Raw genomic sequence first — 13,885 nt, forward strand, 5'->3', positions numbered from 1 at the left:
TCACAGATCCACCGCGACATCGCCCACCGGGACGTTGACGCAGACCTTGATCGTTTCGTCGGTGTCGGCACTGACCTCACCGCTGATGACATGGCGCACCGCGCCGTGGAGCTTCTTGACCGCGCAGGTGTTGCACACGCCCATGCGGCATCCGTAGACGGGGGAGAGCCCGGCGGCCTCGGCCTGCTCGAGGATCGTGGCGCCGGAGTTCGGGGCGTCGACACCGCTCGCGTCAAAGCTGACGGCGCCGGTCGCGTCCTCGGCGTCGAGGTCGACCGACGGGACCTTGAAGTACTCGGCCGTGAGCTGGTCACGCGCGTCGAGGTCGGTGTAGAGCTCGGTGACCGTGGCGATGAGGCCGGCCGGGCCACACACCCACGTGGGGGTGGTGGCCGGGTCGAGGCCGAGTCCGTGCAGGTGGTCGAGCGTGATGCGGCCGTTGAGCCGCGCGTCGGGCTCGGGGTCGCGCGTGTAGACGCGGACCATGTCGACGAAGGGCAGCTCGGCCATCGCGTCCAGCTCGATCGAGAACATCTCGTCGTCGCGCGAGCGCGCGTAGTGCAGGAAGGTGACGCGGCCCCGGTGGCCGCGGTCGGCCAGGGTGCGCAGCATGCTCATGACGGGAGTGATGCCGGAGCCGCCGCTGATGAGCAGGATGTGCTCGGGCACGCGCTTGGGGAGGACGAACTCGCCCGAGGCGGGGGAGAGGTACACGACCGTGCCGGGGCGCAGGCTGCCCGCGTGCAGGAACTGGGAGACGTAGCCGTCGGGGTGGGCCTTCACCGAGACGCTGAACATGCCGTCCTTGCGCTCGGCCGAGCTCGAGACGCTGAAGACGCGGACCCGTCGGGTGCCCTCGACCTCGACGCCGAACTCCACGTGCTGGCCGGGGGTGAACCCTGACCAGGCGCCGTTGGGACGCAGCACCACCGTGCTGGCGGCGCCGGTCTCGCGGATCACGTCGACGACGCGGCCGCGGACGGCCTCGACCGTGAGCATGGGGTGCAGGAGAGTCAGGTACTCGTCAGGATGGTGAGGAGACGTCACCTTGGTGACGACCGGTGAGGCCAAGGCCTTGCGGATCAGTCCCATGGGACTCCTGTCGTGAGCGGCGCGGCGAGCGGGGCGGTGTCCACCAATGTCAGTGAACATCTGTTCACCCAAGGATGACAGGTGGGGCCGGGGTCGGTCAACACGACGTGCCGTGTCGTGGAACACGTGTTCACCCAACCGTGGCTGGAGGCCACGCCCTAGGCTGGGCGCGTGTCCGAGGCCGCCAACGCGCGTCAGCTCCAGAAGGAGCGCACGCGCGGTGCGTTGCTCGACGCCGCGCTCGAGCTGAGCAGCGAGCAGGGATTCGCCCAGACCAGCCTGCGGCAGGTGGCCAAGCGCGCCGGAGTGGTCCCGGCGGCGTTCTACCGGCACTTCGCCTCGATGGACGAGCTCGGCCTGGCCCTCGTCGAGCGCTGCTTCGGGACGTTGCGCACCATGATCCGCGACGCCTCGCGCGATCCCGAGGTCTTCCTGCAGATCATCGACGCCGCGGCGCAGATCCTCATCGATGCGGTCAAGGAGAACAAGGCCGACTTCGCCTTCGTGGCGCGCGAGCGTGTCGGGGGGTCCGAGGCCGTGCGCCGGGCCATCGGCCACGAGCTGGACCTCTTCGTCTCCGAGCTCGCGGTCGTGCTGGCGCGGCTGCCCAACATCGAGACCTGGAGTGCCGACGACGTCCAGATGGTGTCGCGCCTCTTCGTCCGCAACATGGTCGCGAACGCCGAGGAGGTCGTGGAGATGCCGGCCGGGCGGCCCGACCTCGAGGAGAAGATCCGCGAGGGCGCGCGGCGCCAGATGCGCCTCATCGTGCTCGGCTTCAAGGACTGGCGCAGTTGAGCGGGGGCTCACCAGCGCCCGGGCACGATGGACGCATGACGAGTTCCGAGGCGTCCGAGTCACTGGACCTCGGGGTCCTGCGCCAGCTGGCCGGGACCCCGCACGGCCCGGTGGAGTTCCGGCGCCGCCTGCGCGAGGCCCAGCAGCAGATGTCGGGCTTCCTGATGGAGTACAAGTTCGCCCTCGACGAGATCGAGACGAAGATCTCGATCCTGCGCGAGGAGTTCGAGCTCGCCCACGAGTACAGCCCGATCGAGCACGTGAAGTCGCGGCTGAAGACGCTCGAGAGCCTCGTGGCCAAGGTCGACCGCACCGGCTGCCCCCGTGACCTGCCGACGATCCGCGAGCGGATCCGCGACATCGCGGGCATCCGCGTGTCGTGCGTCTTCGTCGAGGACACCTACCGCTTCGCGCGGATGCTCACGCAGCAGCAGGACCTGACGGTGCTGGAGACCAAGGACTACATCGCCGAGCCCAAGCCCAACGGCTACCGCAGCCTGCACCTGATCCTGCAGCTGCCGGTGTTCCTGTCCGACCGCACGGTGCACGTGCCGGTCGAGGTGCAGATCCGCACGATCGCGATGGACTTCTGGGCCAGCGTCGAGCACCAGATCTACTACAAGTACGGCATGCACGTGCCCGAGCACCTGAGCGACAAGCTCACCGAGGTGGCCGGCACCGCGGCCGACCTCGACGCCCAGATGGGCCGTCTGCGCGAGGAGATCCGTTCCCTCAGCTGACGGACGTCGGCTAGAGTGACTAAGCAAGCGCTTAGTCAGGAGTTCTCCATGTCCGTGGTCCTGTCCCGTCGGGACGTCGATTTCCTTCTCTTCGACTGGCTCCGTGCCGCCGATCTCGCCGAGCGCGAGCGGTACGCCGAGCACTCGAGGGACACGTTCGACGCCGTGCTCGACCTGTCCGAGACGATCGCCACCGAGCGGTTCGCGCCGATCAACCGGCTGCTCGACACGCAGGAGCCGGTCGTGGGCGAGGACGGCAAGGTCGTCCTGCCGGCCGAGCTCAGCGCCGCGCTCGCGGTCTACCGCGACTCGGGGATGCCCGCGGGCGTGTTCGACGCCGAGCTCGGCGGCATGCAGCTGCCCTTCGTGGTGAGCCAGGGCGCCTTCGCGTTCTTCCAGGCGGCGAGCGCCGCGGCGTCGTCGTACCCGTTCCTGTCCACCGGCAACGCCAACCTGCTGGTCGAGCACGGCTCGCCGGAGCAGGTCCGCGACTACGCCGTGCCCGTGATCGAGGGCCGCTGGTACGGGACGATGTGCCTGTCGGAGCCGCAGGCCGGCTCGTCGCTCGGCGACATCACCACGCGCGCCGTGCGCCAGGACGACGGCACCTACCGCCTGTTCGGCACGAAGATGTGGATCTCCGGCGGCGACCACGAGCTGACCGAGAACATCGTGCACCTCGTGCTGGCGAAGGTCGAGGGAGCGCCCCCGGGCGTGAAGGGCATCTCGCTGTTCATCGTGCCGAAGTACCTCGTCGAGGACGGGGCCATCGGTGAGCGGAACGACGTCGCACTGGTCGGCCTCAACCACAAGATGGGCTGGCGCGGCACCACGAACACGCTGCTGAACTTCGGCGAGGGCCTCGCCACGCCCGGCGGCGCGCCCGGCGCGATCGGCCACCGCGTGGGCGAGGAGGGCCAGGGCCTGGCCCAGATGTTCCACATGATGAACGAGGCCCGGATCTCGGTGGGCATGGGCGCCGTGGCGCTCGGCTACACCGGCTACCTGCACGCGCTGGACTACGCCCGCACGCGCACCCAGGGCCGCGTGCCCGGCGCGAAGGACCCGTCCGCCCCGATGGTGCCGTTGACCCAGCACGCCGACGTGCGCCGCATGCTGCTGGCACAGAAGTCCTACGTCGAGGGTGGCCTTGGCCTGCTGCTGTACTGCTCGCGGCTCATCGACGAGCAGCTCACCGGGGCCGACGAGGCCGCCAGGACGCGGGCCCACGAGCTGCTCGAGGTGCTGACCCCGATCGCCAAGTCTTGGCCGTCGCAGTGGTGCCTGGTCGCGAACGACCTCGCCATCCAGGTGCACGGCGGGTACGGCTACACGCGCGACTACGCGGTGGAGCAGTTCTACCGCGACAACCGGCTGAACCCGATCCACGAGGGGACGCACGGCATCCAGAGCCTCGACCTGCTGGGCCGCAAGGTCATCGCCGGCGGGGGAGCCGGGCTCGCGACGCTCGTCGGCGCGATCAAGGAGACCATCAAGCGCGCCGCCGACGTGGACGGCCCGGCGGCCGCCTACGCCGCGCAGCTCGACGCCCGGGTCGACCGTCTCGTCGAGGTCACGTCCCAGCTGTGGGCCGGTGGTGACCCGGCGCTGGCGCTGGCGAACTCCGCGGTCTACCTGGAGGCCGCCGGTCACGTCGTGGTCGCGTGGATCTGGCTCGAGCAGCTGCTGGCCGTGGGCGATCGCTCCGACACGTTCTTCGACGGCAAGCGTGCCGCGGCCCGGTACTTCTTCGCGTTCGAGCTGCCGAAGGTCGACCCGCAGTTCGACCTGCTGGCCTCCCTCGACCGGACCGTGCTCGACCTGGATCCCGCCGCGCTCTGACGGCGACGCCGTCGTCCGGCGGGCGACGTCACACGCGATTTGTGGACCCCGGCGGTCCGGCCTAGACTGGAATCAGAAAGTTGTACCTACAACTATTTTCCCAGGAGGAAAGTCATGGGTGCGTCGGAGACCCCGGATCTCCGCCACGACGGCGGTCACGGTGTTCAGGATCGAGCCAGCGAGCGGAACACCGATGCCGTTGCCCCGGGTCAGCCGACGAAGCGCGGCGGTCAGTTCCTGAGGGGTCTCATGGTGCTGACCGCGGTGGTGTGGGTGTTCTCGTTCGTCCAGCTCGTGCAGCAGCCCTCCCAGCAGGGCTCGACCACCACGTCGTGGGACCTGGCCTTCTGGGTCGCAATGGCACTCGGGTCCGCGATCGCGACCTTCATCCTCGGCTTCTGGAAGGTCCACCGGACCTGATCAGTCGGTGACCTCGGGCCGCTGGGGGAGCCGCGAGAGTCCCTGACGTCCCCGCGTGGAGTCGCGCGTGCCCGCGAGCACGCTGCCACCGGGATCGAGCACCGCGAGGATGCGGCTGCCGATCCGGCGGGCCTGCCCGAGCTGCTCGCGTGTCAGCGGCCCGACGAAGATCTCGCGCACCAGGTCGACGTGTCCGGGGGAGGCGGTCTCCAGTCGCTGCCACCCGGCGTCGGTCAGGTCCGCGTGGCGCGACCGCGCGTCGTCAGAGTCCGCAGTCCGCGTGACCAGTCCGTCCTTCTCCAGCCGAGCGATGACGCGCGAGAGGCGCGGTGGCGAGGTGTGGGTGGCGGCCGCGAGGTCGGACAGGCGCATCGGCTCGTCACCTGCCTCCGCCAGCTGCACCAGGACGAGGAACTCGAAGAACGTCAGGTCGGCGTCCCGGAGCAGCTGGGCGTCCAGCGCGGCCGGCAGGACCTCCAGGATGGAGACGAGCGCGAGCCACGCCTCGGCCTCGTCGTCGTCGAGCCACGGCCCGCTGTGCGTCATGGCGCCGACGCTAGTGGGCACTCAGGGACGGGCCAAGCAGGATCGCCGTCAATTCGCCGGGGGTCGACCCGAGAGCCCGTGCAACGTCATCGCCGCCAAGGTCTCCGCGACCTCGTCGGCGTCCAGGTCGATGCCTCGGAAGTGCGCGTCCATGGCGACGCCCCAGCACATGCCCACGCACATCGGGGCCGTGAGCTTCGGGTCCGCCTTCTGCGACCACAGCTCGTCGGCGCTTCGGACCTGGTCGACGAGGGAGTCGATGAACGGCGCGATGCGACGCAGGTAGAACTCCTGGCCGCTGTCGCGATCGCGGAACAGCACCACGTTGAAGAGGTCGAGGTACTCCACGAACACCAGGAGTAGCGAGCGGTAGAAGATCTTGACCGCCTCGGACGACCCGTTGATGCTGCCGGCGATCGTCTGGGCGAGCACGTCCTGCAGGAGGTGGTCGATCGGCTCGACGATCGCCTCCTCGAACAGCTGCTCCTTGGAGTCGAAGTAGCGGTACAGCAGGGCGACGTTCACCCCGGCGAGCCGGGCGATGTCGCTGATGCGCGCGCCCTCGGGCCCGACGCGCGCGAACTCCTCGCGCGCCACAGCCAGCAGCTGCTTGCGTCGTTCCTCCGCGTGGAGCCTCACCACGTCCGTCACCTCCGTCCCGTGAGCCTAGGTGGGATCCCCTCGGGCTTCGTGGGGAACACCCGGTTACAGTCCCCCCGCCACTCACAGGACGGCCCGAGCGGGGGGTTCACCGAGCGCGCCTTCCATGCTAGGTGTGATGTAGGTCACATTATCTCGGGAACCCGTCCCCCCTCGTAAGGAGTCCGAGATGCGCCCAGCTGTACGAGTCGTCGCCACCGTCGCGACCGCGACCTGCGTCGCCCTGGCGTTCGCGCCGTCCGCTTCCGCCCACGGGAAGCACCGCCCCGCGCCCCGCCCGATCACCGTCGTGGCCGGTGGCCTCGAGGGCCCGTTCCAGATCTCCCAGGACGGCCACCACCGGCTGCTCGTCATGGAGTCCGGGGCCGGCCGCGTGATTTCTGTCGATCCGAAGAGGCGGGGAAGCGTGCGCACCCTGGTGAGCGGCCTCGGGCCCGGTGCCGCCAGTGGCGCCGTCAGGGTCGGCAAGCACATCGCCATCGTGACCGGAGAGGCCGATCCGTCGGCACCCGCCGGGCCGTACCCCGGCTCGTCGGTGCTCGTGGCCTCGAAGGGCAAGGTCAGCGGGTTCGCCGACCTGATGGCGCACGAGCTGAGGTACAACCCCGACGGCCAGACCCAGTTCGCTCCCGACGGCACCACGCCGCTCGACGCGCTGTCGAACCCGTTCAGCCTGCTGGCCGAGCGAGGACGACACCCGGGAGTGCTCGTCGCCGACGGCGGCGCGAACGCGGTCCTGCGCGTCAGCTCGAAGGGCCGGGTGTCGACGTTCTTCGTCCCGCCGACGGTCAACACCGGCGCCTGCGAGGGCCGGCCGAACAACGACGCCGCCCACACGGGCTGCGACGCCGTCCCGACCGGTCTGGCCTACGGTCCGCGCAACACGATCTACGTGTCGGCGCTGACCGGTGAGGCACCCGGCGAGGGTCGCGTCTATGTCCTCGACGCGCGGACCGCGAAGGTGCGCAAGGTGATCAAGGGCTTCACCTCGCCCACCGGCATCGCGGTGGGCAAGGACGGCACGATGTACGTCACCGAGGTCCTGGAGGGCATGCCCGAGGGTGAGCCCGGACCGGAGTTCGACCCGTCGACCGTCGGCCAGATCGTCAAGGTCTCGCCGTGGGGCAAGCGGACGTACGCCCAGGTGACCATGCCGACCGGCGTGGTGCTCTCCGGTGGGTCGCTGTACGCCACCGCGTGGTCGATCGCCGGCTTCCTCGGGATCGAGGGCGCCGGACAGGTGGTGAAGGTCTCGGACCGCGCGTTCCGCAGGGCGTCCTGACCGGACGTCACGCGGGTCGTGCGCGGCGGGCGCCGGTACTCGGACCGGCGCCTCTCGCCGCGCCCCACGACTCCTAGACTCGGGAGGTCGGAGCCCGACGGCGTCCGACCCCCGACCCCGCTAGGCAGGAACATGCACGAGCACGGTGAGCGCCCCTGGTCCGTCCACTACGGACCCGGTGTGCCGACGCAGATCGACATCCCCGACGAGCCGATCACCGCCGGCCTGGAGCGAGCGGCGCAGCGGTGGCCCGACCGGATCGCGACGGACTTCCTCGGCGCGACGGCGACGTATGCCGAGACCGACCGGGCGATCCGCCGCGCGATGGTCGTGCTCCGCGACCTCGGTGTCGGGCCGGGCGAGACCGTCGCGCTGGTGCTGCCGAACAGTCCGAGCCACCTGGTGGCGTACCACGCGGTGCTGCGGCTGGGGGCGGTCGTCGTGGACCTCAACCCGACGTACACCGAGGCCGAGCTGGCGCACCTGCTGGTCGACTGCGGCGCGCAGCACGCGCTCGCGTGGCACAAGGTCGTCGCGACGGTGCTGGCCGCGAGCGGGGACTCGTCGCTGCAGGTCGTGAGCGTGGACATCAGCCGCGACCTGCCGACCTCGGCCCAGCTGCTGCTGAGGCTGCCGGTGAAGGCGGCGCGGGCGAAGCGCAGCGCGCTGCGCGGCACGGTCCCTGAGGGCGTGCCCGTCTGGCACACGCTTCTGAAGCAGGCCCGGGGCGACGTCGCGGCCGCTCCGGTGGGGGCCGACGACCTCGCCCTGCTGCAGTACACCGGCGGAACGACCGGCACACCGAAGGCGGCGATGCTGACGCACCGGAACCTGGTGGCGAACGTCGTCCACGGCCAGGCCTGGGCGTCGTTCCGCGAGGGCGAGGAGACGGTCTACGGCGTGCTGCCGTTCTTCCACGCGTTCGGGCTGACCTTCTGCCTCAACCTGCCCGGCCACATCGGCGCCACGCTCGTGATGTTCCCGAACTTCGAGCCCGAGACGGTGGTGAAGGCGTTCGGGAGGCGGCCCGCCACGTTCATGGCCGGGGTCGCGCCGATGTTCGAGCGCATCGCCGCCGCCGTGGAGGCCTCGCCGAAGCCGCCGCTCGAAGGACTGCGGCAGGCACGGCTGGGGTTCGCCGGCGCCATGCCGATCCCGCCGGCCACGGTGGAGCGCTGGGAGCGGCTCACCGGGGGACTGCTGATCGAGGGCTACGGCATGACCGAGTGCGCGCCGATCGCGCTGGGGAACCCGTGCCTGCCGACCCGCCGCCCCGGGACCCTCGGGGTGCCGTTCCCGAACACCGACATGAGGATCGTCGACATCGACGACCACACGCGCGAGGTCGAGCCCGACGAGAGCGGTGCGCGCCGCGGCGAGCTGCTCGTGCGCGGGCCCCAGGTGTTCGCGGGCTACCTCAACCGGCCCGAGGAGACCGCGCACCAGCTGCTCGAGGGCGGGTGGCTGCGCACCGGCGACGTCGTCGAGGTCGATCCCACCGGCTGGGTCACGCTCGTCGACCGGGTCAAGGAGATGATCATCGTCGGCGGCTTCAAGGTGTACCCGTCCACGGTGGAGGACCACCTGCGCCTGATGCCCGGCATCGTCGACGTCGCGGTGGTCGGGGTGGCCACGGCGGGTGGCGACGACCAGGGCCTGGCGGCCTTCGTGCTCGGGCCCGGGGCCGGGGCTCCCCCGGTCGAGGTCGTTCGTGCGCACGGCGAGCAGCGCCTCGCCCGCTACGCCCTCCCGCGCCGGGTCGAGGTCGTGGACGAGCTGCCGCGCTCGCAGATCGGCAAGGTACTGCGACGACAGGTGCAGCACCTGTTCACGCCCGGGGAGTAGCCCGGTCCCGCTTGTACCCCGCCGGCCTCCGCCCACTTTTGGAACGGGATCAACCTTCTCGAGATGGTCCGACGTTGATCCCGTTCCAAAAGTGGCACGTGGGGGAGCGGGAGGCGTGCCGAGGCGGTCAGGCGACGCCGGCGGTGCGGGCCGAGGCGACCGCGGAGTCGACGCCGTTGAGCCACGGCTCGCCGTGGCCCGGCAGCACGGTGCGGGCGCCCGTAGCGGCGATCCGGTCGAGGGACTTCAGCGCCCAGCACGCGTCCTTCGTCCCGGCCCGAGCGACGATCCGCGGACCCTCGCGACCGGTGTAGGGATCCAGCGTCACGAGTGCGTCACCAGTGAAGACGGCGTCGGCGTCGGGAAGCTCCAGGACGCAGTGCCCGTCCGTGTGGCCCGGCGTCGTGACGACCCGCAGCCCCGCCGGAAGACCCTCCACGCACGGGTGCAGGCTCTCGACGGACTCGACCCCCTCGACCCGCAGCGCGCCCGCCGCGACCATCCGGGTCAGGATCGGGACGGAGCCCGGGTGCAGGAGGGGGTACAGCAGCCGCGGCCGGCCCGGGCGGTAGCGGTAGGGGTGGGCCGCGATCCGGTGGTCGCCGACGTGCGCCCACACGCACGCGCCCGCCTTCGCTGCGTGTGCCGCGAACCCGAGGTGGTCGAAGTGGGCGTGGGTGAGGATGACGTCGCTGACGTCGCCCCAGCCGTAGCCGGCCTCGCGTAGTGCCTGCTCGGCCAGCTCACGCGTTCGGGGCAGGCCCGCGTCGATGAAGTACGGTGCCTCGCCGCGCGTCACGAGATAGCAGTTGGTGCCGGCCTGCTCGATCCGCACGATCCCCTTGTCGACCTCAGTGATGCCCATCGATTCCCCCTCGCGCGTGTGGACTTCCAGTACCCCGCGGGGAGGCCCCGCATTCGTGCCGCGCACCAGGTGAGACGAGGCGTCAGGTCTCCGGTGCCGACCTAGGCTCGGAGCATGACCTCCTCGCACCCCCGCCTCGTCGACGTCCCGTGGCTGAAGGACCGGCTCGACGACCCGTCGATCCGCGTCGTCGACGCCACCGTCCACCTGACCTTCGACGAGAACGGCGCGCACACCGAGTCCGGACGCGCGACCTACCGGGAGGGGCACGTGCCGGGAGCGGTCTTCGCCGACCAGCTCACGGACCTCACCGTCCATGGCGGCGAGGCGCCGTTCGAGGCCGCTCCGTCCGAGCAGTTCGCGCGAGTCGTCGGGGACCTCGGCGTCGGCAACGAGCACACCGTCGTCGTGTACGACACGGTCAACGGCATCTGGGCCACGCGCCTGTGGTGGCAGTTCGCGTTCGAGGGTCACGAGGACGTCGTCGTGCTGGACGGCGGGCTCGGGGCGTGGCAGGACGCCGGGCTGCCGGTGGAGTCGGGCGACATCTCGCCCGCCCCCGCCACGTTCCGGGCCGAGCGGCACCCCGAGCGCAGCGTGGCCACCGCCGACGTGGAGGCCGCGACGCAGGGCTCCTCGGTGCTGCTCATCAACTCGCTCGACCGGGAGGACTTCGCCGGCGGCCGGATCCCCGGCAGCGTGAACGTGCCGTTCTCCGAGCTCGTGGACGACCGGGGCCGGCTGCGCAGCCTCGACGAGCTGCGCCCCCTGTTCGAGTCGGTCGGTGCCCTGGACCCGGAGGTGGCGCCGGTGACGTACTGCGGCGGCGGCATCGCCGCGACAGCCGTGGCCTTCGCGCTGAAGGGCCTGGGTCGCGACGACGTCGCGATCTACGACGGCTCGCTGAACGCGTGGACCGCGGACCCCGCGCGGCCGCTCGAGCGGGACTGAGCGCCGACCGAACTCCCGGCCGGCGGGGTTGACCCCTGACGCCAGTGGGTACCGACCCCTCATGACGGCGCACGACGGGCTGGCGAAGGACTTCCACGGGCTTCACGCGGTCGTGACGGGTGGCTCGGGCTTCCTCGGTTCGCACGTGTGCGAGTCCCTGCTGGCGCGGGGAGCGCGGGTCACCTGCTGGGACAACGAGAGCACGGGCGCGGAGGCGAACATCGCCCACCTGCTCGGGCACGAGCGCTTCACGTACCGCCTGTGCGACGTGGCTGAGCCGCTGCCCGCGGTCGACCGCGCCGACGTGGTCCTTCACCTCGCGTCGATCGCGTCGCCGCTGGCTTACGGGCGGCGCCCCATCGACACGTTGCGCAGCGGCAGCGCCGGCACGCTCCAGCTGCTCGAGCTGGCCGCGAAGCACCAGGCCCGGTTCGTGGTCTCGTCGACCTCGGAGGTCTACGGCGACCCCCAGGTCCACCCCCAGCACGAGGACTATTGGGGCCACGTGAACCCGGTCGGGCCGCGCGCGGTCTACGACGAGTCCAAGCGGTTCGCCGAGGCGGCGGTCGTGGGGGCCCGCCGCGAGTGGGATGTGGACGCCGGCATCGTCCGAATCTTCAACACGTACGGGCCGCGCATGGCGGTGGACGACGGGCGCGTCGTGCCGACCTTCATCGACCAGGCCGTCCGGGGCCTGCCGCTGACGGTCGCCGGCGACGGCAGCCAGACCCGGTCGCTGTGCTACGTCGACGACACGGTCGAGGCGATCGTCCGGATGGCCTCCAGCGACGTCCAGGGCCCCGTCAACGTGGGCAACCCCGACGAGTACACCATCCTCGAGCTGGCGCGGGTGATCGTCGGGCTCACGAACTCGTCCTCGCCGATCGAGCACGTGGCGAAGCCGCAGGACGACCCGTCGCGCCGCAAGCCCGACATCGCCCGGGCACGTGCCGCGCTGGGCTGGGAGCCGACCGTGGGGCTCCGGGACGGACTGCGCCGGACGCTGGGCTGGTACCTCGCCCACTCGTCCGTCTGAACCTCGTCAGTCGCCGAGGACGCGGATCTGCTCGCGCACTGCGCGGGGGAGGACGCGCCGTCCCGCCAGCGCGGGTCCGAGCCGGACGACGGCGGCGCCCACGCCCGCCCGGTCGGGTCCCGAGGCCCCGAGTCCGTGGAGCACCGTCCGGCCGACGTCGGGCCAGGGCCGCCGCAGGAGGCCCGCGATCACGGCCGAGCGGCGCAGCGCCTTCGTCCGTCGATCGCCTCGCGTGCCGGAGGGGCGCGGCTCGTGGTGGACGAGCAGGGACGGCTCGTACCGCAGGTCCCAGCCGCGGGCAGCCAGGTCCCACGCCAGCACCTGCTCCTCGCCGCCGACGCCCAGCAGCGGGTGGAAGCCACCCGCCTCGAGGAACGGCTCCCGGCGCACCATGGCGGCACAGGCCATGAAGCCGAGGATCGGACGGCCCGGGACGTCGGGCGATCCGGCCAGCGGGGACGTCGCGAGCACCTCGTTGAACGGGTCCTCGCGGCCGCCCGGTTCCACGACGACCCGTGCGGCCAGGACGGCCAGCGAGGGATGGTCGGCCATGATCTCCGCGGCGCGTGCGAGCGACCCGGGATCCCACCACGAGTCGTCGTCGGAGAACGCGACGAACGGCGTGGTCGCCGCCTCGACGCCGATGTTGCGCGCGGCGCCCGCCACGTTCCTCGGCAGGACGATGACCCGCACCCCGGGGCACCGGGCGAGCGCCGCCGCGGCCGTGCCGTCGCTGGAGGCGTTGTCGACGACGATCACCCGACCCTCGTGGCGCGGCAGGGTCTGCAGCAGCTGGTCGACCCGGTCGCGCGTGATGACGACCGTCGTCACGAGATCCGTCATCGCAGGGCCCGCTCGAGGACGTCGTCCCAGTCGGACAGGAACCGCTCGAGGCCGAACCGGTCCAGGGCGTGGACCCGACCCCGGTGGCCCAGGTCCGCGGCGAGCTCCGGGTCCTTCACCAGCGCCTCGACGTGACGCACGAGGACGTCGAGGTCGGCGGTCACCAGTCCGGTGCCGGGCGGAACGGCGGTGGGCACCTCGGTCATCGCGAGCGCCACGACGGGCAGCCCCAGCTGCATCGCCTCGATGAGCGACAGGCCCAGCGACGTCCACCGCGCGGTGTGGACGTAGAGGCGACGCCGCGCGAGCTCGTCGTGCATCCGGTCCTGCGGGAGGTCGTCGTAAGCGGTGATGTGCAGAGCCGGATCGGCGACACCCTCGGTCCTCATGCCGAAGACGTCGACGGGCGCGGCCGTGGCGAGCAGGGGGAGGAGATCAACTCCCACGGCCCGACCGCGGCGGACGGGATCGTTCATCGCGACCGCCGCGTGCGGCACCTCGCCCGTGTAGCGGTGGCCGGGATCGCAGATCCCGTGCTCGATCACGGTCGTGCGCGCCGATCCCGTGTCCCACAGCAGCCGGTTCACGTGGGTCACGTGCACGACGGGGATGCGGTCCTGGTCGGCCATCGGGTGCCGGGTGTACGGGATCTCGCCACCGGGCGTGTTGTGCTCGAGGTAGACCGCCGGCAGGTCGACGCCCGGACGCCGGCCCGTCCACTGCCTGACCAGCTCGGCCTCGTGCGGGCGCTGGAGGACGACGAGGTCGGGCTCGATTCCGGGGAGCTCCTCGCGGGTCCGCTCGACCACGGAGCGCGGCCAGTCCCACGTGCGGGCCCTGCCACGGCCGTCCGGCCCCCGGTCCTCGTCCACCGGGAGGACGTACTCGTGACCGCCCTGGACGAAGGCCGTGGTCCACGAGCCGTGCACGTGCCACAGCAGGATCCTCGCCATGCCAGCGGTGTA

Annotated in this window: 14 protein-coding genes; 8 read left to right on the plus strand and 6 right to left on the minus strand. The window is 71.3% G+C overall.

Features of this window, described 5'->3' with window-relative positions; genetic code table 11:
- Window positions 1-1,092: a ferredoxin reductase gene (locus tag H1W00_RS15305; protein ID WP_206680094.1), complete on the minus strand. Its 1,092-nt coding sequence runs from the start codon at window positions 1,090-1,092 to the stop codon at window positions 1-3.
- Between the two features lie 171 nt (window positions 1,093-1,263).
- On the opposite strand from H1W00_RS15305, the gene H1W00_RS15310 reads away from it, so the two are divergent.
- The 4 genes from H1W00_RS15310 to H1W00_RS15325 all read left to right on the plus strand — a co-directional run bounded on the left by H1W00_RS15310 (window position 1,264) and on the right by H1W00_RS15325 (window position 4,892).
- The gene (locus H1W00_RS15310; RefSeq protein ID WP_181756668.1) at window positions 1,264-1,890 is read left to right on the plus strand and encodes a TetR family transcriptional regulator; all 627 of its coding nucleotides are present in this window, start codon (window positions 1,264-1,266) and stop codon (window positions 1,888-1,890) included.
- Between the two features lie 35 nt (window positions 1,891-1,925).
- Window positions 1,926-2,630: a GTP pyrophosphokinase gene (locus H1W00_RS15315; protein WP_181756669.1), complete on the plus strand. Its 705-nt coding sequence runs from the start codon at window positions 1,926-1,928 to the stop codon at window positions 2,628-2,630.
- 48 nt (window positions 2,631-2,678) lie between these two features.
- The gene (locus H1W00_RS15320; protein ID WP_181756670.1) at window positions 2,679-4,472 is read left to right on the plus strand and encodes an acyl-CoA dehydrogenase; all 1,794 of its coding nucleotides are present in this window, start codon (window positions 2,679-2,681) and stop codon (window positions 4,470-4,472) included.
- A gap of 249 nt (window positions 4,473-4,721) precedes the next feature.
- Window positions 4,722-4,892: a hypothetical protein gene (locus H1W00_RS15325; RefSeq protein WP_181756671.1), complete on the plus strand. Its 171-nt coding sequence runs from the start codon at window positions 4,722-4,724 to the stop codon at window positions 4,890-4,892.
- Here H1W00_RS15325 and H1W00_RS15330 read toward each other — a convergent pair whose 3' ends face one another.
- Both H1W00_RS15330 and H1W00_RS15335 read right to left on the minus strand, forming a co-directional pair.
- Window positions 4,893-5,438, minus strand: a complete 546-nt coding sequence (locus tag H1W00_RS15330) for a MarR family winged helix-turn-helix transcriptional regulator (RefSeq protein ID WP_181756672.1) — start codon at window positions 5,436-5,438, stop codon at window positions 4,893-4,895.
- 48 nt (window positions 5,439-5,486) lie between these two features.
- Entirely contained in the window at window positions 5,487-6,080 is a 594-nt protein-coding gene (locus H1W00_RS15335; RefSeq protein WP_181756673.1) for a TetR/AcrR family transcriptional regulator, read from the minus strand.
- 187 nt (window positions 6,081-6,267) lie between these two features.
- Between H1W00_RS15335 and H1W00_RS15340 the strand changes: the two genes are divergently transcribed.
- Together H1W00_RS15340 and H1W00_RS15345 are read left to right on the plus strand one after the other, a co-directional pair.
- Window positions 6,268-7,380, plus strand: a complete 1,113-nt coding sequence (locus tag H1W00_RS15340; RefSeq protein WP_181756674.1) for a ScyD/ScyE family protein — start codon at window positions 6,268-6,270, stop codon at window positions 7,378-7,380.
- 132 nt (window positions 7,381-7,512) lie between these two features.
- Entirely contained in the window at window positions 7,513-9,225 is a 1,713-nt protein-coding gene (locus tag H1W00_RS15345) for an AMP-binding protein (RefSeq protein ID WP_181756675.1), read from the plus strand.
- 127 nt (window positions 9,226-9,352) lie between these two features.
- Here H1W00_RS15345 and H1W00_RS15350 read toward each other — a convergent pair whose 3' ends face one another.
- Window positions 9,353-10,090 carry an MBL fold metallo-hydrolase gene (locus H1W00_RS15350; RefSeq protein ID WP_181756676.1) on the minus strand — a complete coding sequence of 246 codons (738 nt, stop codon included), beginning with the start codon at window positions 10,088-10,090 and terminating at the stop codon, window positions 9,353-9,355.
- 114 nt (window positions 10,091-10,204) lie between these two features.
- On the opposite strand from H1W00_RS15350, the gene H1W00_RS15355 reads away from it, so the two are divergent.
- Both H1W00_RS15355 and H1W00_RS15360 read left to right on the plus strand, forming a co-directional pair.
- Window positions 10,205-11,041 carry a sulfurtransferase gene (locus tag H1W00_RS15355; RefSeq protein ID WP_181756677.1) on the plus strand — a complete coding sequence of 279 codons (837 nt, stop codon included), beginning with the start codon at window positions 10,205-10,207 and terminating at the stop codon, window positions 11,039-11,041.
- A 61-nt stretch (window positions 11,042-11,102) separates the two neighbouring features.
- Complete coding sequence (locus tag H1W00_RS15360) at window positions 11,103-12,077, plus strand: NAD-dependent epimerase/dehydratase family protein (RefSeq protein WP_181756678.1); 975 nt, start codon at window positions 11,103-11,105, stop codon at window positions 12,075-12,077.
- 6 nt (window positions 12,078-12,083) lie between these two features.
- On the opposite strand, the gene H1W00_RS15365 is transcribed toward H1W00_RS15360, so the two are convergent.
- Window positions 12,084-12,920: a glycosyltransferase family 2 protein gene (locus H1W00_RS15365; protein ID WP_181756679.1), complete on the minus strand. Its 837-nt coding sequence runs from the start codon at window positions 12,918-12,920 to the stop codon at window positions 12,084-12,086.
- Entirely contained in the window at window positions 12,917-13,873 is a 957-nt protein-coding gene (locus H1W00_RS15370) for a glycosyltransferase family 4 protein (protein ID WP_181756680.1), read from the minus strand. The genes H1W00_RS15365 and H1W00_RS15370 overlap by 4 nt, the downstream gene beginning before the upstream one ends.
- Window positions 13,874-13,885: the final 12 nt, after the last annotated feature.

The organism is Aeromicrobium phoceense (assembly GCF_013868155.1).
In the GTDB taxonomy this organism is placed as follows: domain Bacteria; phylum Actinomycetota; class Actinomycetes; order Propionibacteriales; family Nocardioidaceae; genus Aeromicrobium; species Aeromicrobium phoceense.

Coding starts and splice junctions, on each gene's coding strand:
- H1W00_RS15320 (WP_181756670.1), top strand. CDS start 2,679: ATGTCCGTGGTCCTGTCCCGTCGGGACGTCGATTTCCTTCTCTTCGAC.
- H1W00_RS15355 (WP_181756677.1), top strand. CDS start 10,205: ATGACCTCCTCGCACCCCCGCCTCGTCGACGTCCCGTGGCTGAAGGAC.
- H1W00_RS15305 (WP_206680094.1), bottom strand. CDS start 1,092: ATGGGACTGATCCGCAAGGCCTTGGCCTCACCGGTCGTCACCAAGGTG.
- H1W00_RS15325 (WP_181756671.1), top strand. CDS start 4,722: ATGGTGCTGACCGCGGTGGTGTGGGTGTTCTCGTTCGTCCAGCTCGTG.
- H1W00_RS15330 (WP_181756672.1), bottom strand. CDS start 5,438: ATGACGCACAGCGGGCCGTGGCTCGACGACGACGAGGCCGAGGCGTGG.
- H1W00_RS15360 (WP_181756678.1), top strand. CDS start 11,103: ATGACGGCGCACGACGGGCTGGCGAAGGACTTCCACGGGCTTCACGCG.
- H1W00_RS15315 (WP_181756669.1), top strand. CDS start 1,926: ATGACGAGTTCCGAGGCGTCCGAGTCACTGGACCTCGGGGTCCTGCGC.
- H1W00_RS15365 (WP_181756679.1), bottom strand. CDS start 12,920: ATGACGGATCTCGTGACGACGGTCGTCATCACGCGCGACCGGGTCGAC.
- H1W00_RS15340 (WP_181756674.1), top strand. CDS start 6,268: ATGCGCCCAGCTGTACGAGTCGTCGCCACCGTCGCGACCGCGACCTGC.
- H1W00_RS15350 (WP_181756676.1), bottom strand. CDS start 10,090: ATGGGCATCACTGAGGTCGACAAGGGGATCGTGCGGATCGAGCAGGCC.
- H1W00_RS15345 (WP_181756675.1), top strand. CDS start 7,513: ATGCACGAGCACGGTGAGCGCCCCTGGTCCGTCCACTACGGACCCGGT.
- H1W00_RS15370 (WP_181756680.1), bottom strand. CDS start 13,873: ATGGCGAGGATCCTGCTGTGGCACGTGCACGGCTCGTGGACCACGGCC.